Source organism: Paraburkholderia hospita, assembly GCF_002902965.1.
GTDB classification, from domain to species: Bacteria; Pseudomonadota; Gammaproteobacteria; order Burkholderiales; family Burkholderiaceae; genus Paraburkholderia; species Paraburkholderia hospita.
In genome coordinates this window covers 2,324,881-2,346,832 of the sequence record NZ_CP026107.1, presented here as the reverse complement: position 1 = coordinate 2,346,832, position 21,952 = coordinate 2,324,881, and the positions used below count along the sequence as shown (strand labels likewise).

22 protein-coding genes are annotated in these 21,952 nt (G+C 61.3%); 11 read left to right on the top strand and 11 right to left on the bottom strand.

What is annotated here, in order from left to right:
- Positions 1-81 precede the first annotated feature (81 nt).
- Positions 82-987 (top strand): LysR family transcriptional regulator, encoded by a 906-nt coding sequence (locus C2L64_RS43975; RefSeq protein WP_009771436.1) that lies wholly within the window; start codon positions 82-84, stop codon positions 985-987.
- Positions 988-1,042: 55 nt separating this feature from the next.
- On the opposite strand, the gene C2L64_RS43970 is transcribed toward C2L64_RS43975, so the two are convergent.
- From C2L64_RS43970 to C2L64_RS43950, 5 genes are all read right to left on the bottom strand, one after another.
- Positions 1,043-2,485: an MFS transporter gene (locus C2L64_RS43970; RefSeq protein WP_009771437.1), complete on the bottom strand. Its 1,443-nt coding sequence runs from the start codon at positions 2,483-2,485 to the stop codon at positions 1,043-1,045.
- A 77-nt stretch (positions 2,486-2,562) separates the two neighbouring features.
- The gene (locus tag C2L64_RS43965) at positions 2,563-4,530 is read right to left on the bottom strand and encodes an aconitase family protein (protein WP_009771438.1); all 1,968 of its coding nucleotides are present in this window, start codon (positions 4,528-4,530) and stop codon (positions 2,563-2,565) included.
- Positions 4,531-4,625: 95 nt separating this feature from the next.
- Positions 4,626-5,519 (bottom strand): LysR family transcriptional regulator, encoded by an 894-nt coding sequence (locus tag C2L64_RS43960; protein WP_009771439.1) that lies wholly within the window; start codon positions 5,517-5,519, stop codon positions 4,626-4,628.
- A gap of 143 nt (positions 5,520-5,662) precedes the next feature.
- Complete coding sequence (locus C2L64_RS43955) at positions 5,663-6,649, bottom strand: alpha/beta fold hydrolase (protein ID WP_009771440.1); 987 nt, start codon at positions 6,647-6,649, stop codon at positions 5,663-5,665.
- A 257-nt stretch (positions 6,650-6,906) separates the two neighbouring features.
- Entirely contained in the window at positions 6,907-7,641 is a 735-nt protein-coding gene (locus C2L64_RS43950) for an ABC transporter substrate-binding protein (protein ID WP_009771441.1), read from the bottom strand.
- A gap of 280 nt (positions 7,642-7,921) precedes the next feature.
- Between C2L64_RS43950 and C2L64_RS56155 the strand changes: the two genes are divergently transcribed.
- From C2L64_RS56155 to C2L64_RS43925, 3 genes are all read left to right on the top strand, one after another.
- On the top strand, positions 7,922-8,131 hold the full coding sequence (locus C2L64_RS56155) for a helix-turn-helix domain-containing protein (protein WP_322789360.1): 210 nt from the start codon (positions 7,922-7,924) through the stop codon (positions 8,129-8,131).
- Between the two features lie 1,038 nt (positions 8,132-9,169).
- Positions 9,170-9,676 (top strand): phasin family protein, encoded by a 507-nt coding sequence (locus C2L64_RS43935; RefSeq protein WP_009771444.1) that lies wholly within the window; start codon positions 9,170-9,172, stop codon positions 9,674-9,676.
- A 395-nt stretch (positions 9,677-10,071) separates the two neighbouring features.
- The gene (locus C2L64_RS43925; protein WP_007581066.1) at positions 10,072-10,275 is read left to right on the top strand and encodes a cold-shock protein; all 204 of its coding nucleotides are present in this window, start codon (positions 10,072-10,074) and stop codon (positions 10,273-10,275) included.
- 293 nt (positions 10,276-10,568) lie between these two features.
- On the opposite strand, the gene C2L64_RS43920 is transcribed toward C2L64_RS43925, so the two are convergent.
- On the bottom strand, positions 10,569-11,774 hold the full coding sequence (locus tag C2L64_RS43920) for a GAF domain-containing sensor histidine kinase (RefSeq protein WP_039902992.1): 1,206 nt from the start codon (positions 11,772-11,774) through the stop codon (positions 10,569-10,571).
- A 449-nt stretch (positions 11,775-12,223) separates the two neighbouring features.
- Between C2L64_RS43920 and C2L64_RS43915 the strand changes: the two genes are divergently transcribed.
- The 6 genes from C2L64_RS43915 to C2L64_RS43890 are packed head-to-tail and all read left to right on the top strand — an operon-like array spanning position 12,224 to position 16,614.
- Entirely contained in the window at positions 12,224-12,556 is a 333-nt protein-coding gene (locus tag C2L64_RS43915) for an ArsR/SmtB family transcription factor (protein WP_009771446.1), read from the top strand.
- Positions 12,553-13,020 carry an ArsI/CadI family heavy metal resistance metalloenzyme gene (locus C2L64_RS43910; RefSeq protein WP_009771447.1) on the top strand — a complete coding sequence of 156 codons (468 nt, stop codon included), beginning with the start codon at positions 12,553-12,555 and terminating at the stop codon, positions 13,018-13,020. Before C2L64_RS43915 ends, C2L64_RS43910 begins: the two co-directional genes overlap by 4 nt.
- Positions 13,017-13,538: an arsenate reductase ArsC gene (locus tag C2L64_RS43905; RefSeq protein ID WP_009771448.1), complete on the top strand. Its 522-nt coding sequence runs from the start codon at positions 13,017-13,019 to the stop codon at positions 13,536-13,538. Before C2L64_RS43910 ends, C2L64_RS43905 begins: the two co-directional genes overlap by 4 nt.
- Complete coding sequence (gene arsB / locus C2L64_RS43900) at positions 13,525-14,616, top strand: ACR3 family arsenite efflux transporter (RefSeq protein WP_009771449.1); 1,092 nt, start codon at positions 13,525-13,527, stop codon at positions 14,614-14,616. The genes C2L64_RS43905 and arsB overlap by 14 nt, the downstream gene beginning before the upstream one ends.
- Positions 14,617-14,618: 2 nt before the next feature.
- A complete protein-coding gene (gene arsH / locus C2L64_RS43895) occupies positions 14,619-15,380 on the top strand; it encodes an arsenical resistance protein ArsH (protein ID WP_009771450.1) in 762 nt (253 codons plus the stop codon).
- Positions 15,349-16,614 carry an MFS transporter gene (locus tag C2L64_RS43890; RefSeq protein WP_009771451.1) on the top strand — a complete coding sequence of 422 codons (1,266 nt, stop codon included), beginning with the start codon at positions 15,349-15,351 and terminating at the stop codon, positions 16,612-16,614. Before arsH ends, C2L64_RS43890 begins: the two co-directional genes overlap by 32 nt.
- 97 nt (positions 16,615-16,711) lie before the next feature.
- Here C2L64_RS43890 and C2L64_RS43885 read toward each other — a convergent pair whose 3' ends face one another.
- The 3 genes from C2L64_RS43885 to C2L64_RS43875 all read right to left on the bottom strand — a co-directional run bounded on the left by C2L64_RS43885 (position 16,712) and on the right by C2L64_RS43875 (position 19,421).
- Positions 16,712-16,984: a DUF2934 domain-containing protein gene (locus C2L64_RS43885; protein WP_009771452.1), complete on the bottom strand. Its 273-nt coding sequence runs from the start codon at positions 16,982-16,984 to the stop codon at positions 16,712-16,714.
- A 75-nt stretch (positions 16,985-17,059) separates the two neighbouring features.
- On the bottom strand, positions 17,060-18,040 hold the full coding sequence (locus tag C2L64_RS43880) for a 2-hydroxyacid dehydrogenase (protein ID WP_009771453.1): 981 nt from the start codon (positions 18,038-18,040) through the stop codon (positions 17,060-17,062).
- Positions 18,041-18,053: 13 nt separating this feature from the next.
- The gene (locus C2L64_RS43875; protein WP_009771454.1) at positions 18,054-19,421 is read right to left on the bottom strand and encodes an MFS transporter; all 1,368 of its coding nucleotides are present in this window, start codon (positions 19,419-19,421) and stop codon (positions 18,054-18,056) included.
- 119 nt (positions 19,422-19,540) lie between these two features.
- Here C2L64_RS43875 and C2L64_RS43870 point away from each other — a divergent pair, with 119 nt between their 5' ends.
- Positions 19,541-20,692, top strand: a complete 1,152-nt coding sequence (locus tag C2L64_RS43870) for a citrate synthase family protein (protein WP_009771455.1) — start codon at positions 19,541-19,543, stop codon at positions 20,690-20,692.
- A 32-nt stretch (positions 20,693-20,724) separates the two neighbouring features.
- Here C2L64_RS43870 and C2L64_RS43865 read toward each other — a convergent pair whose 3' ends face one another.
- Entirely contained in the window at positions 20,725-21,366 is a 642-nt protein-coding gene (locus tag C2L64_RS43865) for a DUF1109 domain-containing protein (RefSeq protein WP_009771456.1), read from the bottom strand.
- On the bottom strand, positions 21,363-21,908 hold the full coding sequence (locus C2L64_RS43860) for a sigma-70 family RNA polymerase sigma factor (protein WP_085954667.1): 546 nt from the start codon (positions 21,906-21,908) through the stop codon (positions 21,363-21,365). The genes C2L64_RS43865 and C2L64_RS43860 overlap by 4 nt, the downstream gene beginning before the upstream one ends.
- Between the last annotated feature and the right edge of the window lie 44 nt (positions 21,909-21,952).

Sequence of the window (21,952 nt, the reverse complement as noted above, 5' to 3'; positions counted from 1 at the left end):
AATCGTGATTTTTCGCGAGTATAAAAAGCCGAATTGCTATCGTAAAATCACAAATATACAATTCTGGTATTCGAAAATCAGATGGCGTTCGATCTCACACTCCGGCAGCTGCGTTACTTCGTGGCGGCGGCCCAAACCGGCCAGTTCTCGATGGCGGCGGCCAACGAGCATGTATCGCAATCGGCGATTACCAACGCGGTGCTCGCGCTGGAAAGCGGTCTCGGCACACGGCTGTTCGAGCGGTTGCCGCAGGGCGTCACGCTCACGCCGGACGGCCAGGATTTCTACAACCACGCGCGACGCGTGCTCGACGCCGCGCGCGATGCCGTGCACAAACCGCCGTTTCGCTCGCACGATATGCGCGGAACGGTGCGCATCGCCGCTTCTTATACGGTGCTGGGCTATTTCCTGCCCGAACTGCTGGCGCGTTTCCGGGCGACGTATCCGTTCATCGAGTTCGATTTGCGCGACATGGAGCGAGTGGACATCGAACGCGCGGTGCTGGATGGCGAGGTCGAGATCGGCGTCGTTCTGCTGTCGAATGTCGAAAAGCTCAGCCGGTTCGGCAGCCAGGTGCTGATCCGCTCGCGGCGGCAACTGTGGCTCGCGCCGTCACATCCGCTGGCGCAAGTGGACGCGCCGTCGCTAAAGGACATCGCGGCGCATCCGTACATCCTGATCACGGTGGACGAGGGCGAGCAGTCGACGCTGCGCTACTGGAAGAAGAAGGGGATTACACCGAACGTCGCGTTTCGCACCAGTTCGATGGAAGCGCTGCGCGGACTGGTCGCGCATGGTTTCGGCGTGACGGTGCTGTCGGATATGGTGTTCCGTCCGTGGTCGCTGGAAGGCAAGCGTATCGACGCGCGCCCCATCACGGACGTGGTGCCGCAAATGGATGCGGGCATGATCTGGGCCAAGGGCGCGCAGTTGAGCGGGCCGGCGACGGCGCTACAGCAGTTTCTGATTCACGCGTGCGGCACGTGAAGGATGCCGCGCGCGGCGGCCCGCCATGCAGGCCGCCGGCACACGCGAGACACGGTCAGTGTGAAATGCTCTCGAGCGATTTGCCGAGCGTTCGCGGGCCCATCAGACCGATCACGAAGATCACGAGCGTCATCGCGCCCGCAATGAAAACGAATACGCCTGCGACACCGAAATCCTTCAGCGTGAAGGCGATCACGAACGAGCTGAACACCGCCGACAGACGGCTCCACGAATAGACGAAGCCCACTGCACGCGCGCGAATCGCCGTCGGATAGAGTTCCTGCTGATACGCGTGATAGGTGAACGAGATGATGTTGCCCGCCAGCGTCAGAAGCACGCCCAGTATCACGATGGCGACGGCCGATGCCGCCTGGCTGAAGAGCAGGCCGGCCACGATATTGAGCGCGGCCATGCAGACGATCACATGCTTGCGTTCGAAGCGGTCCGCAATCCAGTAGCCGAGCAACGGCCCAAGCGGCGCAGCCAGGCCGATGACGGTCGTGTACAGCAAGCTGGACGTCACCGTGATGCCTTGCTTGACGAGCAGCGTCGGCACCCAGTTCGCGAAGCCAAAGAAGCCGACTGTCTGGAAGATGTGGAAGATGATCAGCATCACGGTGCGCTTGCGATACGGCGGTTTCCACATATCGGCGAATCCGGCCTTGCGCGGCACCGGGTCGGCGGGGCCTGGCTCGGGCAACGGCTGCCCGTGCTGCTGCGCGACTTTTTCTTCGAGACGGGCGAGGACTTCGTCGGCTTCGCGAAGCCGCCCTTTGCCCGCCAGCCAGCGCGGACTTTCCGGAAGATTGCGCCTGAAGTACCAGACGAACAGCGCGCTGATGCCGCCGAGCAGCACGACCCATCGCCACCCGTCCACGCCAAATGGCGCCCTGGGCACGAGCAGCCAGGAAAGAAACGCGACGACAGGCACGGCCGAGAAGCCGATCGTCTGACAGATTGCGAATGCCCTGCCGCGCAGATGCTTCGGCGCGAGTTCGGACATGTAGGTGCCGATGGTAATCAGCTCGACGCCAATTCCCATGCCCGAGATGAAGCGCCACAAGTTCAAACCGGTGGCCGTATCCTGGAAGGCCATCACCGTGTTCGCAGCGACGTACCACAGTAAAGACCACGTGAAGATCGCGCGTCGGCCGAAATGGTCGGCGAGAAAGCCGCATGCGATCGTGCCGACGAACAGTCCGCTGAAGAGCGCAGCGATGAAGCTCGCGACGCCTGACGTGCCGAACAGACCTGTGGTGGTGGGCGTGAGGATGCCGCTCTTGACGAGACCGGGCGCGATGTAGCCGGTGAAGAGAAGATCGTAGAGCTCGAAGAAGAAACCAAGGCTCAGCAGCAGGATCAGCTTCCAGACTGCGCGCGTCGCGGGAAGCCTGTCGAGGCGCGCCGAAATCGCGCCCGTAGCGGCCGCCGACGCTGTCTCGACGCGCGTTGGAAGGTCAGTGGCGCGTAGATCCGAGGCGCCCTCCAGAATGGCCATGTCTGTCTCCTGTCTCGTAGTTTGAATGTTTCTCGGATCGAGCACTGCCCGCTATCCGTAGTCGATCGCACGGCGCTTCACGCGTACTGCTCCTGCAACTCGGCGAATGAAGCGATCCGGCCCGCAAGCGCGCTCGCCACCACGGTCGGCGGACTGGCAAGCCATACCTGACCGGGCCCGGAGCGGCCGGGGAAATTGCGGTTGATCGCGCTGATCGTCACCTGGCTCGCATCCGTCGACGAACCCGGCCCGCAGTTCGCGCATGCGCCGCACGACGGTTGCAGCAGGATGGCGCCGACCTGCTCGAACGCGTCGATATAGCCGCGCCGCACGCAATAGTCCCTGACGTCGGATGTGCCGAACTGCAGATAGAGCTTCACATCGGATGGCACGCGCATGCCGCGCGTCGCAGCCCATGCCAGCACCGCGTGATAGTGGTCGAAGTCCTCACGCTTTCCCGCTGTACACGAACCGCCATACGCAATCTCGACGCGCGGACGTTGGGCAAGATCGCGCAGCGCAATGCCGTTGCCGGGGTCGCCGGGTGCGGCGAGCATTGGCGAAATCTGCGCGCAATCGATCTCGATCACGTCGGCGTAGCTTGCGTCCGGATCGCTGCGCATCCACGGCTCGATCACGAAGTCGATGCCGCGCCGTTCCTTGAGAAAGCGGACGGTTTCTTCGTCGGGCGCGACGATGCCGGTGAAGCCGCCGAGTTCCGCCGTCATGTTCGTGAGGGTCGCGCGTTCGTCGGTCGTCAGCTGCGAGATCGCGGAGCCGGCGAACTCGAATATCTTGCCCACGCCCGCGCCGGCACGGATTCTCGGGTCGGCGAGCAAATGCAGCGCGAGATCCTTCGCCGTCACGCCGGCCGGGACGGGGCCTTCGAAATCGACGCGCAGCGATTGCGGCACGGTCATCCGCACCGCGCCCGTGACGAAAGCGTTCGCCATATCCGTCGTGCCGACGCCGAACGCCACGCAGCCGAGCGCGCCGCTATGCGGCGTGTGCGAATCCGTGCCGACGATGAGCTGACCCGGCAGCGCATAGCGTTCCGCCATCATCGCGTGCGAGATGCCTTCGGAGCCTTCGCTGATGGTGTCGCCCGTGGCGTTCAGGTAGCCGTGATTCGTCAGCCCGTAGTCTTTAGCGAATTGCCGGTGTGCTTCCGACAGTTCGCGCACATCGGGCAGCAGACCGTTTCTCACGTGCAGTTCGCTCTTGTGCGAATAGGAGAGATGGTCTTCGAACGTGAGAATGGTTTCGGGCTGATCCAGCGACAATGGCTTGCCGAACGTCGCGTGCAGCATATGCGTTGCCATGCCCGTGTAGTACTCGTGGATAAAGCGCCAGTCGGCACGCACGAATACGCCGGAGCCGGGCGTGAGCGAATCGCTCGTGCCTTCCGTGCGAAGCGCGTGGCGCTGCAGAATCTTTTGCGCAAGCGTGCGGGGTTCGGTATCGATGGAATCTACGGGGCACGCGGCGTTTTCGATGCGCCGCATATGCCGCTCGCCATAGCGCAACAGGCCGCCGCTTGTGAGGATCGACGCGGACAGGCTGTCGCGCGAAGCAACGAGTTCCTCGATGTCAATCGCCTCGCCGCGCTGGATGCGTTCGATCAGCCCGAAATCCGTCGACGTAAACAGGCCAAGGTTATCCGCGTTCTGCCGATAAATCCGTTCGAAGCTCTTCGCAATCACGAGCCGGATGCCCGCGCGATATTCCGCGACCGGACTGTGTTCGCGCGACGAACCTTTGCCGTATCGATTACCCGCGACCGTCACGCAAAAGCCGCCAGTGCGGATCGCGTCGGGGCCGATCGGATTGCGATCTCCCGTGCGGAACCCGACGTAAGGAAACCGGCCCAGGCGTTCGTCGAAGCGGGTGAGCACGCTCATCGGCGTGATCTCGTCCGTCGATACGTCGTCTCTCAGCGTTCCCGCCAACGCCTGCGTCAGATCGGAGCCGTCGAGTTGCCGTTCGACCCGTTCAGGATCGTCGCAAAGAAACAGTATCCGGCCCGTCAAATCCAGTTTCGCCATCTGATTTCTCCTTCAACGGGAAATCTAGACGGCCATGGCGTCGACAACGAAGTGCTCGATCGGCAAAGGGGACATCGCAAATCGCGATGTCCTCGTTAACCCTCGGCCTGAGAGAGTGAATCGATCAACGCCTGCACGGCTTTAAGGCGCGACGATTTTTTGAGCGCGTGAACGCGCAGGCTGCGGTTACGTGCCCACGTTTCATCGAGCGGCCGGCGCACGAAACCGCGCGATCCGGCGAAAGCGGACGCGGCGCTCGTCGGGACGATGCCGATGCCGAGTCCCGCTTCGACCATCCGGCATTGCGCATCGAAACTGTTGACCGTCACGGACAGGTTGAGCGGCGTCCGCACGGCATCGGCACGCTCCTTCAGAGTCTGATCGAGTGAGCCGCCCGCCTGCAGCGCGACGAGTGGAAAACGGATGACGTCGCTGAATGTCGGCGCATCGAGGGCGGCGAGTTCATGATCGAGCGGGAGCACGACCATCAGCGGATCATCGGCGAAGTGCCATGAATCCAGGCCTCCCGGTATCTTGCTGCTCGCCGAGATGCCCACGTCCGCCCGGTCGTCCACGCATGCGCGAATCACTTCGTCGCTGATCTGCTCGGTCAACGCGATCTGTACGAGCGGGTAGCGGGCCTGAAAGGCTTTCAGACGCTCGGGCAAAAAGCCGACGATCGCGGACGCGTTCGCATACAGACGCACGACGCCGGCGACCTGGCCGCTGAGCGACTGAACCTCGCGCGCGAGCGACTGCAACTGATCATGGACGGATGCCGCGCGCGCGAATGCGTGGCGGCCCGCCTCGGTCAACTCGACGCCTGAAGGCGAGCGGATCAGCAAAGGAAGGCCCATTGCGGATTCGAGATCCGCAATGCGTCTGCTCAAAGCTGAAGGGGCGATGTGATTGCGGCTGGCCGCCCGAGCGATGGAGCCTTCCTGCACGACGGATATGAACAGCTCCAGGCTGTACGGATCGATGCGCATGCTGCCGGACCTTGTCGACGTTCTTGGCTTGTGGGGCGGACTGATCGAGGCAGTCCGTCAGCGGCCATATTAACAGCGGCCCTTTTTGCGCCCGTGGCCGGTGGGCGCGTGATGCGACGAGTGAGGGCAATGCGCCTCGACATTCAACGCGCAGGCGGCAGAAACCGGAGCAATGCGCCCGTCACGACAGCAGGTTGCTCTTCGGCGACCCAATGACCCGACCCCTGCACATTGACCGCCTCGACATTCGTGGCGACATGCCGCAAATGATCGCCGATGATCGGCCCGAAGCTCCCCGCACCGCCGATGCCAAGCACCGGCATCGTCAGCTTCGTCGCGGAAAACGCCTGATTGGCCTTCACGTCTTGCGGAAACGCGCGGTAGTACTCGAAGCCCGCGCGCAGTGCACCCGGCATCGCGTATTCGCGGGCATAGGTTTCTTCGACTTCGTTCGTGAACGCGCGGGCGTTCACCGCTTCCGAGTTGTGGAACCACTTCAGGTATTCGAGTTCGTGTCCGGCGATCAGCATCTCGGGCACATCCTGCACCGAATAAAAGCGGAAGTGCCACGTGCGCGACGTCTGCACGAGTTGATCCCATGGCTCGATGCCGGGCAGCGGCACGTCGAGGATCGCGAGCGTGCGCACTTCGTCAGGATGCTGCGCGGCGTACGCATATGCGACCATCCCGCCCATGTCGTGACCGACGACGTTGACCTGCGGACCGAGGTTGAGCTTCGCGACGAGCGCGCGGATGTCCTCGGCGACGTTCGCCTTGTCATAGCCCGTCGCTGGCTTCGATGTATCGCCGAGGCCGCGTAGATCTGGCGCGAGCACCGTATAGCCGCGCGCGACGAGTTGCGGCATCACGTAGCGCCACATGTACGAGGTCGAGCCCCAGCCGTGCAGCAGCACGACGGGCGTGCCGTCTTGCTTGCCCTGCGCGAGCAGATAGTGGTAACGCACGCCGTTCACGTCGACCTTGCCGTCGACGATTTTTGCGGTCGCGGTCGAGATGGCCGCCGATGCCATCGGCAGATAGTCGTCATTGGTGGCAGCGTGGGCGTGATGCGCCGCGCCCGTCAAAACAATCGACGCGGCGAGCAAGGCGGAGATAAACGTATTGCGCATGATGATTCCAGTCGCCCTGAAGGGCGAACATGTGCGAAAGCCGGGATGGCAATGCCGGCACGCTGTCAACGACACCGTGCGGCGACTGGAATCGATAGTAGGGAGGTGCCGGCCAATTGACGTACGTGTTTGCCGATGAACTCGTTGCATCGGATCGAACATGTCGGCAATGCCGGCGAAGGGAGGACCGGACGTGACGGCTGCCTCGGGCCGTCTCTATGCAAAGCTGGCTGGAGCGCGCGCAGGGCGCGCAACCTTTAGGCCTTCGGCGCGACCGACGCTCCCGCGATCCCATGTCGCGCCAGCGCGTCGGCGACAAACCCGGAAGCCTTCATCTCTTCGACAAACGCATGCAACGCTGCCGCCGCCGCTTGCCCACGGCTCTTCGGCGTACCCATTGCCTGCTGGATCACCATGAACCGTTCGTCGAGCAGCCGAAGTCCGCTGACCTTCTTCGCATCGGCTTCGAGCTGTTGCTTCACGCCTGCAGCGACTTCGAGATTCTGTTCGAGGAAGGTCTGCACGACAGCCGGAGAAGTCGGCGCGCGCACGATCTCCGCAGCCTTCAATTCGCGCGTCAGGAACAGGTCATACGCGCTGCCCTTGCCGACGGCGACGCGGTTGTGCGCATGATCGACATCGGCATTCGTCTTCACGGGCGAGTCATCGCGCACGAGATAGAAGCCTTCGATCAACACATACGGCGCCGTGAACGCAACCGTCTCGCCACGCAACGGATCGACGGCGAAGAAGCCAAAATCCGCGCGCTCCTCGCTGATCGCCTGAACCGATTTGCCCGCTGCGTCGAACACGACCAGTTCCAGTTCGACGCCGAGCTTGTCGGCGAACGCGCGCGCCAGATCGACGGATACGCCGAACGGCTCGCCCGTTTCAGCGTTCTTGTTAGCGAGAATCGGGTTGCCGAGATTGATCGACGCGCGCACCTTGCCCGTGGGCGTGAACGCGGCAACGACGGATTGATCGATAGTCATGAATGCTCCCGTGGCGACCGCGTTTTTGTGCTGCGGCCTGAGGGTGCAAGGATAAACCGGTTTTGTGTCAGCGCACGAGAGTCCCGCTGAATCTCACCTGGCGCCCGCGCGGCCTCGACAAAAGTGCCATTGAATCTGCGTTTTGTGTAGGGACACGGAAGGCCCCGTCAAATATTCTGAATCCATCGAGACGATACGCCAGGCGCTGATCCCGTCGCCGGCGACGAACCACTCATGGAGAGGATGTTGACCAGAAAAGTCCCGCTCAAGATCGCCATCGCTGAGCATCCGCATACATCGGCTATCCGCAACGGCTCCATTCCACGCACGCATCATCACCGAGGCGAAGCGCGATCTCATCTTTGGGAACATGTCGGTGGAGCAGATTGCTTTCGGGCTTGGCTTCGCAGATGCCGCGTACTTTACGCGCTTCTTCCGCAGAGAAGTGGGGCAGGCACCGAGCCAGATCCGCGCGGCGGCCCGGCAATAGTCGCAAGCGTTCGCGTTGCTACGTGCCGCAGTAATCGGATCGAAAAAATACCAGTGAATCCGATTTTTGTGCAAGGACGCCCGATTGCATATCGACTACGCTTAGCCCATTTGTTCTCGAAGCTAATCGCTGATGACTCGGTCCCTCCAGAGAGACAGGCTAACGCGTTACGGATTCATCGCTGCATTTATCGCGCTGACGTTGTTGCCGGGATTGATGTTGCTGTCCGGGGGGGCAATGGTCAAGCAAGGACTGTCCACACTTTCTCAGACGAGCACCCGCAAAGTTGGCGCGCCATGACAGCACCGCAATGCTCGCAGCGATAATGCTCAATAGCTGTTACGCCTTCACATTGGCCGATGCCTATCAACTTCATGCCTTCTGCGCGTGCAATGTCAGCAGGCCGCCCTTCGAGACTGGCGCAAACGGTACAGTCGTCCATAGTTTCTGCCTCCTGGTGGAAAACAGGCCGTCGACACTGGAAGAAAAGGAAGCCCGTTAGAGCGGGCCAAGGTGAAGAACCCGCGAGGAGACCAGGCGGGCACGTCGAGTATTGCGCGACAATTTCCCACATGTAGCTGTTTTCTTGTGATTTCTTGATTGGAAATCGTCAACGAATCAAATCGATGGGCGTGTGGGGTTCGGTTTGGGCACAACTGCGAGGCCGGCCAGGAATTCGTTCAGGCAAGGCAAGCCCTTCGTCCGAGCATCGAGCATATTCATCCGAATAGATTGCTGCCTGCTTGAGGAAATCGGGGGCGGAGCGTGCTCGAGCAAGTCAGCAACCTATCGTCAACCGCCGAGACAACCGGTGAAAATTGCTGCGACGCAACGCAGACACGGAAATTCCGGAGAAAGGACTCGTTTGACGGCCGGTCACGTGACAATTCATACGGGGCGAGCTTTCCATGGGGATTGGTGCTGCAGACCCGCTAAATATATGTTTGACTTCACGGAATTTATCATTAAGATAGGCTCATGAATTGCTGCAACGCAGCATGCGAATTGGGCGACATGCCCCTATTTTTGGAGTCAGCCATGACCACGCTTGTACCGGAACAAACGATTAGCGCCACCAAAGCAAGCGTCGACACAGTCTTCGGTCTTGCGAGCAAAGCTCTCCACGGGTTCGAAATGCTGCTTGAACTCAATACACAGACGGTCAAAGCGACTCTGGCCGAGGTGCAGGAAATCGCTGTCCAGCCCGGCATTGGCAAAGATCCGCAAGCAGCCTTCGCAGTTCAAACGACCCAACTTCAGACTGGCGTTCAAAAGGCGCAGGCCTATTGGAAGCACGTAACCGAAATTGTCTCGAGCACTCAGGCCGAGTTCGAGGAGGCGGCCAAACTGGTTCTCAAGCAACCTTCACTTGAACCAAAAGCCTGGTTCGACAACATGTCGAAAAATGCACTGCCGGGAGGCGACACGATTGTGGCCTTCTGGAAGTCGAGTTTCGGCGCTGCGAGCCAGGCCGCTGATGCGGCGTATGCAGCAGCCACAAGGGCGACCAAAAAGGCCGTCGAGACCGCTGTCAGCCAGGCGTAGCGCTAGCTCGGCCCTGCCGCCTGAACATATTCCGTATATTGGCGCGCTGGCGCAGTGGTGTTGCATGCTGGGTCGAAAGCCGGAGTCTCGGTCGGAAGACCGGGACTCCCATTGGGTCCGGGTTATCGCGCTGTACGTGGAGTAGTTGAACGATTCTTCTGTTGGCCATATACGATATTGAGCGGACTACTGTACCGCCCAGTTGCCGCGGCATCATCTCAAGACTTGATAAGGAAGCGTCGGGCTTGCGCCCGCGCCGTTGACTCATCGTGCGCCAAGTATCCGCAGCACGTTTCCTTTGTCCGTAATCGCGATCGTCTGAAGACATTGAACGCATCTACGACGCGGCCGATGGCGTCTGCATAACGCGGCCTATTTCAATTTTGGAAACAATCATGGCAACCGGTACTGTGAAGTGGTTTAACGATGCGAAGGGCTTTGGCTTCATTACGCCAGACGATGGCGGCGAAGATCTGTTTGCTCATTTTTCGGAAGTGAAGGCGGAGGGATTCAAGTCTCTTCAGGAGGGTCAAAAGGTGAGCTTCGAGGTCAAGCAAGGACCGAAGGGCAAGCAGGCGGCCAACATTCAACCGATCTGATACCTAAGCGCTTTCGCGGTCGCGCGAAGAACGGTCCGCCGAGGCGGACCGTTCTTCTTGCAGTTATGTGCCGTTCGTGAATGCGGAAAGGGCCACGTCCTTTTGATTGCCCACGCCCGCATGTGATGACACGCTCACCGCAATGCTTGAGGGTATGGCCATGGATTTCCACAGCTTGTTCACTGAGGCCTTCGAACCCTTCAACATCTGAAGCCTGCATGACGGACGAAACACAACCTGCAAAGGCCGAGGCGTGATCACCCAGGGGCAATCGGAGTGAAGCTGATGTCTTTTCACGTTAGAGGGATACGGGCCGTAAAACGGGTGCCTGCGTCGGCGGTAGAAACCACCTCGAGCGTGCCACAGTGTGCTTCGACAATTTGCTTGCAGATGTAGAGACCGAGGCCTAATCCGCCGCCAGGTGCGCTTGTCGGAGGTCGCCAGTATGGCTCGAACACCTTCGCCAATAAATGCGGCTCAATAGGCTCTCCATCGTTGGTGACCGAGAGAACCAGATGAGTCTGGTCACTGCTCGCTACCACGACAACCGGCGCATCGGTCGACCCATGCGTGAGAGCATTAGCTAGCAGGTTGGATAGCAACTGCTGGATGCGCCCAGTGTCGCAACGGACGACTGCTTGAACATCAAGATGGCTGGTTACAATGCGCGATTCATTTGCGGCGCGAAGCTCGTCGACGACCACGCGCAGGTGCGCTGTGAGGTCTTCGACAGGCGTGATGGCGACTCTCATCCCTGATCCGAGTCGAATTCGCGCGAAATCCATCACGTCGTCGATTAGCCGGCTCATCCGGAACACCGTCGCTTTAAGGCGCTTCCCCATGTTCGTCAGGTCTGGGTCAGCGTGACGACGGCTCAGTATTTCGGCGGTTGCATTCACGGCTGCGAGTGGGTTTCGCAGGTCATGGCCAAGTACGGCGATGAACTGCTCTCTCAGCGCGGCCGTTTCCCTTTCACTCAGCAGTTGTGCTTCGGTCGACCACTGTCGCTTTTCGCTGTCCAGTTGCATCGCAATCAGATTAGCGAAGACCTCAAACATCCGGACGATGCGTGGCTCCGAGACTTGCGCTGGCCGGGCGTCAATTGCACAGAGGTTTCCGAAGTACTCACCGTTCGGCAAGATGATTGGAACGGAGATGTAGCTTTCGAGGCCGTAGATTGCAGGGGTGTGGTGACCGCGGTAGGTCGCATCTTCACTGAACTTGTCGATGATGATAGGCGCGCGTGCTGCGCGAGACTCAAAGCACAGCGTCGTCTGGAGTTCCAGTTGGCCGCCGGGCTTCAACCCGAAGCCGACGTTGTCCTGCACGGCGCAAGCGGTCCAGCTGGTGTCAGTGACTCGCGCAACTGCCGCGAATCCCATTCCCGTCTCATCACAAATCATCCGCAGAATGGACGGTACGGCGGAGATCCGGGCTACCGTACCAAGGTCGCGGGCCAGCGACTCTTGCGAATCGAGTGAAGCCGGTAAATTTGGCATCTATACCACCCCGTGGTTTGGTCCATTTTGCAACATTTCTTGCGCGGTCGGGCCTTGACGCGATTGTCGTGAAAAGGCGCCGGCGCGAGGTTGCGTAGTCACGCCGTCGGCAAGGCCGTGGCGCATTTCATGAGGGCGGCGTCATCGCGCTCGAGGGTATCAACAGAAACGGGCTCGCCAATATTCGGAATACCGCCAGCGCGGGGCGGAAGCGGCGCTTCACGCGTGGTTATCGACCCATGCGCGCGCCCATTCGAGGCCGATTTGTTTCGCTGGCGAGTCTGAATCCACCACGCCGAGAATACCCGGCGCTTCTATAAACTAGCCCGCATTTCGCAATCAACCACGCGGTGCGATTGCTCCACGGCTAAACGATCAGTCCTGTCCCTGAAACGCTATCATTTCAACATTTCTTGAAATATAGAAATGGAACGAGTAAAGTAGTCCACATGGACACGATCAATGCCGTACGCGCGCTCGGCGCGCTCGCTCACGAATCCCGCCTGGCCATCTTTCGCCAGCTTGTCATTGCCGGCCCTGAAGGCATGGCAGCGGGTGAAATCGCGCAGCAGTTGGGGATTTCGCCTTCCGGCCTGTCGTTTCACCTGAAAGACCTCACGCACGCTGAACTGGTGAGTTCGCGACAGGAGGGGCGCTTCGTCATCTACACCGCCAACTTCGATGCGATGACCACGCTGATCGGCTTTCTCACGGAGAACTGTTGCGCCGGCGTCCCCTGCGCCGCCAGCGATCTTTCCAACTGCTGCGGAGACAAGCCATGAAACGCATGCACATCCACGTCGCGGTCGAGAACCTTGCGGACAGCGTTCGCTTTTATAGCGCGGTGTTCGGCAACGTCGAGCCGACGGTTACGAAGAGCGACTATTGCAAGTGGGAGTTGACCGATCCGCCCGTGAACTTTGCGATCTCCCAACGCGGTGCGAAGCCGGGCGTCGACCACATCGGCATCCAGGTCGAAACCGATGAAGAACTTGCCGAGATGAACGCGCGCTTCGCTGCGGCCGCACTCCCTGTGCAGCACCAGAGCGGCACCACGTGTTGCTATGCGAAGTCCGACAAGGCGTGGACCGTCGATCCGCAAGGCGTCGCGTGGGAAACCTTTCGAACGCTCGAATCGGCGCCCATCTATGGACAGTCCCATATCGAGGCATTACCAGTAAGCGGATCGACGGCAGCCTGTTGCGTGCCGTCCGAGACCGCGATTTCAATCCGGAGCCGCCAATGAGCGACAAACCTTATTCCGTCCTGATCCTTTGCACGGGCAACAGCGCGCGCAGCATCATGGCTGAAGCGCTGTTCAACGTGCTTGGCAAAGGCCGCTTTCGCGCATACAGCGCGGGCAGCCATCCATCCGGTGCGGTCAATCCGTTCGCGGTCGAGCGATGCAACGCGCTGGGCTATGACACGGCACAGATGCGCAGCAAGAGTTGGGACGAGTTCGCCAAACCCGACGCGCCGCAGATGGACTTTGTCATCACCGTGTGCGATCAGGCTGCTGGCGAGGTCTGTCCGATCTGGCTTGGCAAGCCGGTGACGGCGCATTGGGGATTTGAAGATCCCGCGGCCTTCCAGGGAACCGACGACGAGAAGCGCAAAGTCTTCGACAAGGTTTATCGACAGATCATGAACCGCGTGAGCCAATTCGTGAACCTGCCTTTGCACGTTCTCGATCACAACGCGATCCAGCGCGAAATGCGCGCGATCGGCGAACGCCCGGCAGAAGAAGCCAATGAGCAGCACTGAGGCTCGCACAGCCGTGCGCCCGGCGATCGGTTTTTTCGAACGCTATCTGACGCTATGGGTTGCGCTATGCATCGTTGCCGGTGTGGTGTTCGGGCAGATACTTCCGCGCGTGTTTCAGGCGATAGGCCGTATGGAAGTGGCGCACGTCAACGTGCCCGTCGGGGTGCTGATCTGGATCATGATCATCCCGATGCTCGTCAAGATCGACTTCGCGGCGATGAAGCAGGTCGGCAGCCAATGGCGCGGCATCGGCGTGACCCTTGCGGTCAACTGGCTCGTCAAGCCGTTCTCGATGGCGCTGCTCGGTTGGCTGTTCATCCGTCACGTGTTCCGGCCTTGGCTGCCCGTCGAGCAGCTCGACAGCTACGTCGCGGGTCTGATCCTGCTGGCCGCCGCGCCCTGCACGGCGATGGTGTTCGTGTGGTCGCAGCTGTGCAAGGGCGATCCGTATTTCACGTTGTCGCAGGTCGCGCTGAACGACTCGATCATGATCGTGGCGTTCGCTCCCCTCGTCGCGTTGCTGCTCGGCTTGTCTGCGATTACGGTGCCGTGGGATACGCTGATCGCGTCCGTCTGTCTGTACATCGTCATTCCCGTCATCCTCGCGCAACTGCTGCGGCGCCATCTGCTGGCGCGCGGCGAAGCGCATTTTCGCAGCGTCGTTGCGCGCCTTGGCCCGTGGTCGATCTGCGCATTGCTTGCGACGCTGGTCCTGCTGTTCGCGTTTCAAGGCCAGGCGATCGTCGCGCAGCCGCTGGTGATCGCGATGCTCGCTGTGCCGATCCTCGTTCAGGTGTTTCTGAACTCGGGGCTTGCCTACCTGCTCAATCGCCGGCTTGGCGTCGCACATTGCGTGGCTGGACCATCCAGTCTCATTGGCGCGAGCAACTTCTTCGAACTCGCAGTCGCCACGGCAATCAGTCTGTTCGGTTTTCACTCGGGCGCCGCGCTCGCGACAGTGGTCGGCGTATTGATCGAGGTGCCCGTGATGCTGCTGGTGGTCGGCATCGTGAACCGTTCACAGCTCTGGTATGAATCAGGGCATCGGCAAGCTGCGGCCAGCCTTCGGAGAAACTGACCATGCTGAGCGATCTGCCGAACATCAGCGCTTCACATCTCGAAACACCGCAACTGGAGAAGCTGACACCCGCGGCTACATCGACGCATCCGCCGCGCATCCTGCTGCTGTATGGGTCGCTGCGGGCCACGTCGTACAGCCGGCTGCTTACGCTCGAAGCCGAGCGCATCCTCCGGCATTTCGGCGCGGACACACGTGTGTTCGATCCTCACGGCCTGCCGCTCGCCGATAGCGTCCCGGCAGACCATCCGAAGGTGATCGAACTGCGCAAACTGTCGGAGTGGTCCGAGGGGCAGGTATGGTGCAGCCCTGAGCGTCACGGCAATCTGACGGCCGTGTTCAAGAACCAGATCGACTGGCTGCCGCTCGAAAGCGCGGGAATACGGCCGACGCAAGGCCGCACGCTCGCTGTCATGCAGGTGTGTGGCGGCTCGCAGTCTTTCAACGCGGTGAATGCGCTGCGCGTGCTCGGCCGCTGGATGCGGATGGTGACGATCCCCAACCAGTCGTCGGTTGCGAAGGCCTATCAGGAGTTCGATTCCGACGGCCGGATGAAGCCCTCTGCCTACTACGACCGCGTGGTCGACGTGATGGAAGAGCTGTTTAAATTCACGCTGCTTGTCCGGGATCGTTCGGACTATCTGACCGATCGCTATAGTGAACGGAAGGAGGCGGCCCCCGCGCCGGCGAGCACGCTTGCCAGCGCGGCGATGCGACACGAAACCAGTTCGAATGCCGACACCGACGACAGCGAAACTGAATGAGCCCGATCACGTTCATGCGCGGATAGAGACGTGGGCGCTCGCGGTCGCACAGCTGGTTTCGTGGGGCTCCATCTACTATGCGTTTTCGCTTTTTGTCGTGCCGATGGAAAGCACGATGGGATGGAGCCGCACAGCGACGAACGCCGCGCTCTCGACGGGCCTGCTGGTCTCGGGCTTCGCAGCCTACCCGGTCGGGACGCTGATAGACCGTGGACACGGCCGCATGGTGATGACGGGCGGCACGTTCCTCGCAACGGCGATGCTCGCTGTGTGGTCGCAGGCTCACAGTCTGTCCACGCTGTTTGTCGTATGGGTAGGGCTCGGCATTGCCATGGCGGCGACGCTCTACGACCCTGTGTTCGCCGTCATCACGCGCGATTTTCCGGCCAGCTATCCGGGAAGGATCACGCTGATAACGCTCGTGGCGGGATTCGCGAGCACTGTGTTCATTCCGCTGACACAGGTCCTGATCGACGGGTATCACTGGCGCGGCGCGCTGATCGTGCTGGCGCTCGCTAACGTCGCTGTTTGTCTTCCTATCCACGTGTTTGCTATTCGACGGAACGCACGCGCGGATGGCGTATCAGATCGAAGTACGTTCAACGCGACCAGCAGGGAATCAACGCGACGCGCCTTGCGAACGCCCGCATTCTGGGGACTCGCCGTCTGCTTCACTGCCTACTATTCGACATTTGCCGCCTTGACGTTCCACCTCGTTCCGCTAATGACCGAGCGTGCAGTGTCGCCTGCCGCGACACTCGCTACGATGGCAACCATCGGGCCAGCACAGGTACTTGCGCGGATCCTGTGGTTCACGGCCGGCAGGAACGTGCGTCCGGCCATCATCGGCATTGTGGTCACCACAGCTTTCCCCGCCTCGGTCGTGATCCTGATGTGCGTCGGCACGTCCACGGCTGGGCTCATCCTGTTCGCGGTTGTGTACGGCGGCGCCAACGGCATGATGACCATTCTGCGCGGGACGATTGTCCAGAACATCCTCTGGACGGAAGGCTACGGCGCGGTGAGCGGCCTTCTTTCGATGCCGTCGAACATCGCGAAAGGCATTGCGCCGATCTCGGCGGCGGCAATCTGGGCGATGACGGACAACTATCTCCCCGTCGAATGGACGGTGCTGGTTGTGTCGCTGGTGTCGGCAGGCGCTTTCGTGTTCGCTGTGCGATCGGCGGCTCGAGTGACCTCCACGCTCACTGCGCGAGGAAGCAGCACGTCATGAGATCAGGTCCGCTGGAGACCTGATATTTTGCAGGTTCTACGAGGTGCAAGCATACGTAGAACCTGCACGGCGGCGTGACGATTTCACTCCGCGTTAGTCACCGCGTCCGCTTCGCGCGCGGCTTGCCTGCAGCATCGCCGTTCGGGTTTTCACCTTCCTGCGGGTCTTCGCTTTCCAGCTGTCGCTTGTCGGATTGCTCGATCGGAGGCTCGACGGGCGCATCATCCGCGCCCTCGGCTTCGATCTGTCGCCGTGCCGTATCCCAGTACTCGTCGGCATGTTTCCTGGGATCGTCGTCCCGCTCCCAAAGTTGATACGCACGTTCGCGAATCCGTTCGTCGGTGCTGCGTTCGCCATCATATTCAGCCATGTCGTTCTCCCGGGATCAATAGCGCCTTGGCATTGAGCATTCGCGATGCCTGATCCTGGAACGACGGCGGCAATGTCATCCGATACTTTCGACGGCAGCGTCAATTTGCCTGCCGCGCGGGCCGGGGAGCCCGAAATGCCTGGCAAGCGTATCGACGACGTTCTCCGCCATGCTCCGGCGCGTTTCGTCCGTCGCCGAGCCGATATGCGGCGTCAACACTACTCTGCGATCGCGTATCAGCGCTTCGGGAACGACCGGTTCGTACTCGAAAACATCGAGCGCCGCGCCCGCAATCCCGTCTTGCGCCAGAGCGGCAATCAGCGCCGCCTCGTCGACCACAGGCCCGCGTGAAATGTTCACGAGATACCCGCGAGGTCCAAGCGCATCGAGCACGGCTGCATTGACGAGATGATGCGTGGAAGGAGAAAGCGGGCAGGTCAGAATCAGCATGTCGCAATCGCGCGCGAGATGGGCGACGTCGTCATAGTACGGAATATCGACCGATTTCCGGCTCGGGCCGAAATACGCGAGGTTCGAGCCAAATGCTTGCAGGCGCTTCGCGATTGCGGACCCAATCGTGCCGAGTCCGACGATCCCGACCTTCATGCGCGAGATCGAACGTCCAAGCAGATAGTGTCCGTGCTCAGGCCACGTTCCCGTACGGACGAAGGCGTCCGCGTTGATGAAATCGCGGGTGACGGCAAGCGCAAGACCGACGGCTGCATTCGCGACGTCTTCGGCCAGAATGTGTGACGTGTTTTCAATCGTGATGCCGCGCGACCTGGTTGCCTGCACGTCCAGATTGTCGAGACCTGCGCTGTAGCTCGAAATGATCTCGACAGCAGGCACGGCATCGAGAAACGCTGCGTCGATCTTCGTCTTGCGTAGCGCAATGCCGCGCACTTCATGACCATGCTTCGCCAGAAACGCAGCGGCGGCGTCGGGATCTTTCGGCAGATCGAGAACATTGAAAAGCGCTCTGAGTTCCGCATTAGTCCACTCGGGCAATTCCGCCGCGTTGAGTACGGTTGGCTTCAGCGTGTCCGGTTGTTGCATAGCTTGATTTCCATTAAGTGCCGGGCGTGCGCATCTGCACGCGCTTGATATTGCCCATGAACAGCAGGTAGACGACTGCCGCGACGAGGCAGTGCGCGGCGACGAAGTAGAGCCCGACTGTATAGCCGCCCGTTGCCTGCACGATGTAGCCGAACGCGATCGGCGTGACGATGCCGCCGATGTTGCCGACGCAATTGAAGATCGCGCCCGCAAGGCCAACCGCTTCGCGCGGCGCCGTGTCGCTGACGATCGCCCACGTGCCCGCGCCCGCGGCAGTGCCTTTGCCGAAGAACGCGAGCGTCATCAACAGCACGATCAGGACATTGCTCTCGGTGAAGGCGGACAGCACAAGGCAGCAGCCCACCAGCATGCCGACGATATACGGCGTCTTGCGCGCCCACGAAACGCTCCAGCCGTGACGGATGAGCATGTCGGAGATCACGCCGCCCGCAATGCCGCCGAGAAAGCCGGACACGGCGGGAATCATCGTTGCGAAACCCGCTTCCATGACGTTCATGCCGCGTGCCTGCACGAGATAGATCGGGAACCACGTGATGAAGAAATAGCTCAGCGCGATGGTGCAGTACTGGCCGATATACGAGCACCACAGCATCCGGTTGCCGAGCAGCGTCCGTACGAGCGCCCACGACACGGCGGGGCGTGCCTGCAGTTCGTGTTTCGAGTCGATGTCGATCATCGCGCCGCCCGCAATGATGTGATCGAGCTCGCTCGACGATACGCGCGGATGGTTGCGCGGTTCGTGCATGACGACGGCCCACAGCCCAGCCGCTGCAATGCCGATGAGTCCAAGCGCAATGAACGGCGAGGGCCAGCCGAACTTCGCCGTGAGCCAGCCGGCGAAAGGCGAGAAGATCGCCACCGCGAAGTAGGAAGCGGAAGCGAACAGCGATGTCGCGAGCCCGCGCTCTTCCTTCGGGAACCACATGACCGCGACGCGGCCGTTCGCCGGGAAGCTCGGTGCCTCGATCAGGCCGAGCGCGAAGCGCAGCGCAAACAGCAGCGCAAGCGCAACGGAGACATCCGACGTGACGTTGCCGATGAAGCCGACCAGCATGGTCGCGATCGACCACAGAATGAGCGTCGCGCCATACATCTTCTTGGTGCCGAACCGGTCGAGCAGCAGGCCGCCTGGAATCTGACCCACCACATACGCCCAACTGAATGCCGACAGCACATAGCCCAACTGCACGTGATTCAGGCCGAATTCCTTCGCGATGCCGGGCCCTGCAATCGACAGGATCGCGCGGTCCGCATAGGCGACCGTCGCCAGCAGCAGGATCGTCGCGAGGATCGAGTAGCGCGTGCGCGTCATGCGCTCCGATGCCGTCGATATATACTGGGTCGTTCGGTCTGAAGCCATCGATATCTCCTCCTTGGTGCGCGCGTCGTGCGGATTTTTTTGTGTGTTTATGTTTTGCATTAAACCGGCGGCACCCATGACCGTCAACCTTGATTGAGTCAATCAACGTGAAGAACTGGATGACACAGGAGGAGGCGTGCGCGGCGCTCGGCGTGCGCAAGCAGACGCTATACGCCTATGTCAGCCGCGGTCAGATCGAGGTGCGCTGGGACCCGGATCACATCAGCCGCAAGCTGTATCGCGCGTCGGATATTTCGATGCTGATGAAGAAGCGCGACCTTGGACGCGCGCGCAAGAACATCGCGGCGAGCACGATGGCGTGGGGCGAGCCCATCATCAATACCCATATCTCGACCATCGTTCGTGGCAGGCTGTATTACCGCGGCAAGGACGCGATTCAAATGGCCGCGACCGCGACACTGGAGGAAGCCGCGGAACTGTTGTGGGACTCGGCCGAACGGCCCCGCTTTCCGGCTTCCCAACCGGTCAGGATGGAAGGTTCCGCAAGAGCGCGTGTCTTTGCCGCAATGAGCATGGCGGCGGCTGAGGGCGGATCGGTTCATGCGCTGGACGTCGAGCGCATGCATGAGGACGCGGCCGGATTGGTCGGCCATCTCGCGAGTGCTTTTGTCGGGCTCGATTCGGACGAGGGGCCGCTGCATCTGCGCATCGCTCGTGCATGGCGGGCTGAGCGGCACGCGGAGCTTTTGCGCCGGACGCTCGTGCTGCTCGCGGATCAGGAACTGACCAGCTCGGCGTTTGCTGCCCGTGTTGCTGCGTCGACGGGGGCTTCGCTTGGTGCGTGCATGCTGGCGGGACTTGCCGCGTTCTCCGGGCCGTTGCACGGCGACGCGATTACACGAGTGCATGCGTTGATCGACGATGCGCGCAATTCGGGAGCCGAGCAGACCGTGCGACGCCGGCTCGCCGATAACAAGTCGTTACCCGGTTTTGGACACGAGCTTTACCCGCAAGGCGATCCGCGAGCAGCCTGTCTGCTGTCGATGTTAGCGCCGTCGCAAACGACGGGCGAGTTGATCGCTTGCGTGGACACCTCGACGGGCATGCAGCCCACTATCGATATTGCGCTTGCCGCACTCGTCGAGCATTGTGAGCTGCAAAGAGACGCGGCCTTCGCGCTGTTCGCGATCGCGAGAAGCGTAGGGTGGGCCGCGCACTCCATCGAACAGATGACGAGCGGCAGCCTGTTGCGTCCTCGCGCGCACTATATCGGGCCTGCCGTCGCCGAAGGTGACGACCTCGAAGCCTGAGCCTCGTCGAAAGCTTGTTCCCCACGCCTTCACTACCAGCGCAACAGCTTCGGCCCCAGCCACGCGCCGATGCCCGCGGGCAGCAACATCCCGATCGCGTACCACACGCTCCAGAACGCCGGGCTCATCTCCGGGCAATGCAGGCAATACACGATCGTCGCAGTGGAACTCGCAAGCAGCCCGGCGACGGCACCCGCGAGCCGCAACTGCGTCGGCGCAAGGGACTTGACGGCCCAGAACACGGCAGGAAACGTCGGCACCGACAGCAGCACGATATTGAACGGGCACGTGCGCCACGTATGACCGAGCACGATCGGCAAGCGCGTGCCGGGCGCCGCGCTGTCGAGCACCATCATGCTCGCGATCCACACCGCGACAAACGGCAACGCGATGATCGCCCACGAATAGCCCGCACGCGCGCCCGGTCGGCCGAGCCGCATCACGGCGAGCATCGCGCCCACCGCGATCGCAAGCGGATATGCCATCTTCGCCCAGAAGATGGTGGTGCGCGCGACGCTGCCCAGATCGTGCCGCACGCCGAACACCACGCTCATCAGGATCAGCGAGCCCAACGCGCCGAGCAGCAGCGCTTTGGTGAAGCGGCGCGCAACAGCGCCGCGCTCGATACGCGTCACCTGGTTCGACAGCAGGCCAATGAGATCGTCGGTCTTCATCGCAGCCCCCGAATGAGCGCGGACAGCGCCTTGAGACCCCTGTGCACGCCGACCTTCACGGCCGATTCGGACAGGCCCGTGATGCGCGCCGTCTCCGTCACCGACAGGCCTTCGAGCTTCATGTGAACGATGGGCAGCCGCTGCTTGTCGGGCAGATGTTCGAGCAGCTTGCCGATGTCGTGGCGCGCCTGGGCGGGTTCGTCGTCGGTGTCGGCGAGCAGCTCGGCGTAGTCGTCGAGCGGATCGTTCAGGGATTCGCGGCGTGCGCGCGAGCGGAAGAAATCCATCAGCTTGTAGCGGGCGATCGCGTGCAGCCACGCAGTCAGCGGTTCGTCCGGACGATAGGTGTGACGCGCATTGTGCACCGCGAGCAGAATCTCCTGGACGAGGTCTTCGACGTCGTCGCGATAGTTCGGAATGCGTCTGCGCAGAAAGCCGCGCAGGTGCCGCGTGAGTGCCTGCAGAAAGCTGCGATAAGCGTCGGCATCGCCGTCGAGACCGCGAACGAACAACGCTTTCAGGCGGCTTTCCGCTTCTTGCAACATGACTCCCTTATTGGCAGGACGGCGAGACGACGAGACGTGCA

Bases quoted from the DNA above. Each gene is read 5' to 3' on its own strand.
- C2L64_RS43975 (WP_009771436.1), top strand. From the start codon at position 82: ATGGCGTTCGATCTCACACTCCGGCAGCTGCGTTACTTCGTGGCGGCG.
- C2L64_RS43970 (WP_009771437.1), bottom strand. From the start codon at position 2,485: ATGGCCATTCTGGAGGGCGCCTCGGATCTACGCGCCACTGACCTTCCA.
- C2L64_RS43965 (WP_009771438.1), bottom strand. From the start codon at position 4,530: ATGGCGAAACTGGATTTGACGGGCCGGATACTGTTTCTTTGCGACGAT.
- C2L64_RS43960 (WP_009771439.1), bottom strand. From the start codon at position 5,519: ATGCGCATCGATCCGTACAGCCTGGAGCTGTTCATATCCGTCGTGCAG.
- C2L64_RS43955 (WP_009771440.1), bottom strand. From the start codon at position 6,649: ATGCGCAATACGTTTATCTCCGCCTTGCTCGCCGCGTCGATTGTTTTG.
- C2L64_RS43950 (WP_009771441.1), bottom strand. From the start codon at position 7,641: ATGACTATCGATCAATCCGTCGTTGCCGCGTTCACGCCCACGGGCAAG.
- C2L64_RS43935 (WP_009771444.1), top strand. From the start codon at position 9,170: ATGACCACGCTTGTACCGGAACAAACGATTAGCGCCACCAAAGCAAGC.
- C2L64_RS43925 (WP_007581066.1), top strand. From the start codon at position 10,072: ATGGCAACCGGTACTGTGAAGTGGTTTAACGATGCGAAGGGCTTTGGC.
- C2L64_RS43920 (WP_039902992.1), bottom strand. From the start codon at position 11,774: ATGCCAAATTTACCGGCTTCACTCGATTCGCAAGAGTCGCTGGCCCGC.
- C2L64_RS43915 (WP_009771446.1), top strand. From the start codon at position 12,224: ATGGACACGATCAATGCCGTACGCGCGCTCGGCGCGCTCGCTCACGAA.
- C2L64_RS43910 (WP_009771447.1), top strand. From the start codon at position 12,553: ATGAAACGCATGCACATCCACGTCGCGGTCGAGAACCTTGCGGACAGC.
- C2L64_RS43905 (WP_009771448.1), top strand. From the start codon at position 13,017: ATGAGCGACAAACCTTATTCCGTCCTGATCCTTTGCACGGGCAACAGC.
- arsB (WP_009771449.1), top strand. From the start codon at position 13,525: ATGAGCAGCACTGAGGCTCGCACAGCCGTGCGCCCGGCGATCGGTTTT.
- arsH (WP_009771450.1), top strand. From the start codon at position 14,619: ATGCTGAGCGATCTGCCGAACATCAGCGCTTCACATCTCGAAACACCG.
- C2L64_RS43890 (WP_009771451.1), top strand. From the start codon at position 15,349: ATGCCGACACCGACGACAGCGAAACTGAATGAGCCCGATCACGTTCAT.
- C2L64_RS43885 (WP_009771452.1), bottom strand. From the start codon at position 16,984: ATGGCTGAATATGATGGCGAACGCAGCACCGACGAACGGATTCGCGAA.
- C2L64_RS43880 (WP_009771453.1), bottom strand. From the start codon at position 18,040: ATGCAACAACCGGACACGCTGAAGCCAACCGTACTCAACGCGGCGGAA.
- C2L64_RS43875 (WP_009771454.1), bottom strand. From the start codon at position 19,421: ATGGCTTCAGACCGAACGACCCAGTATATATCGACGGCATCGGAGCGC.
- C2L64_RS43870 (WP_009771455.1), top strand. From the start codon at position 19,541: ATGACACAGGAGGAGGCGTGCGCGGCGCTCGGCGTGCGCAAGCAGACG.
- C2L64_RS43865 (WP_009771456.1), bottom strand. From the start codon at position 21,366: ATGAAGACCGACGATCTCATTGGCCTGCTGTCGAACCAGGTGACGCGT.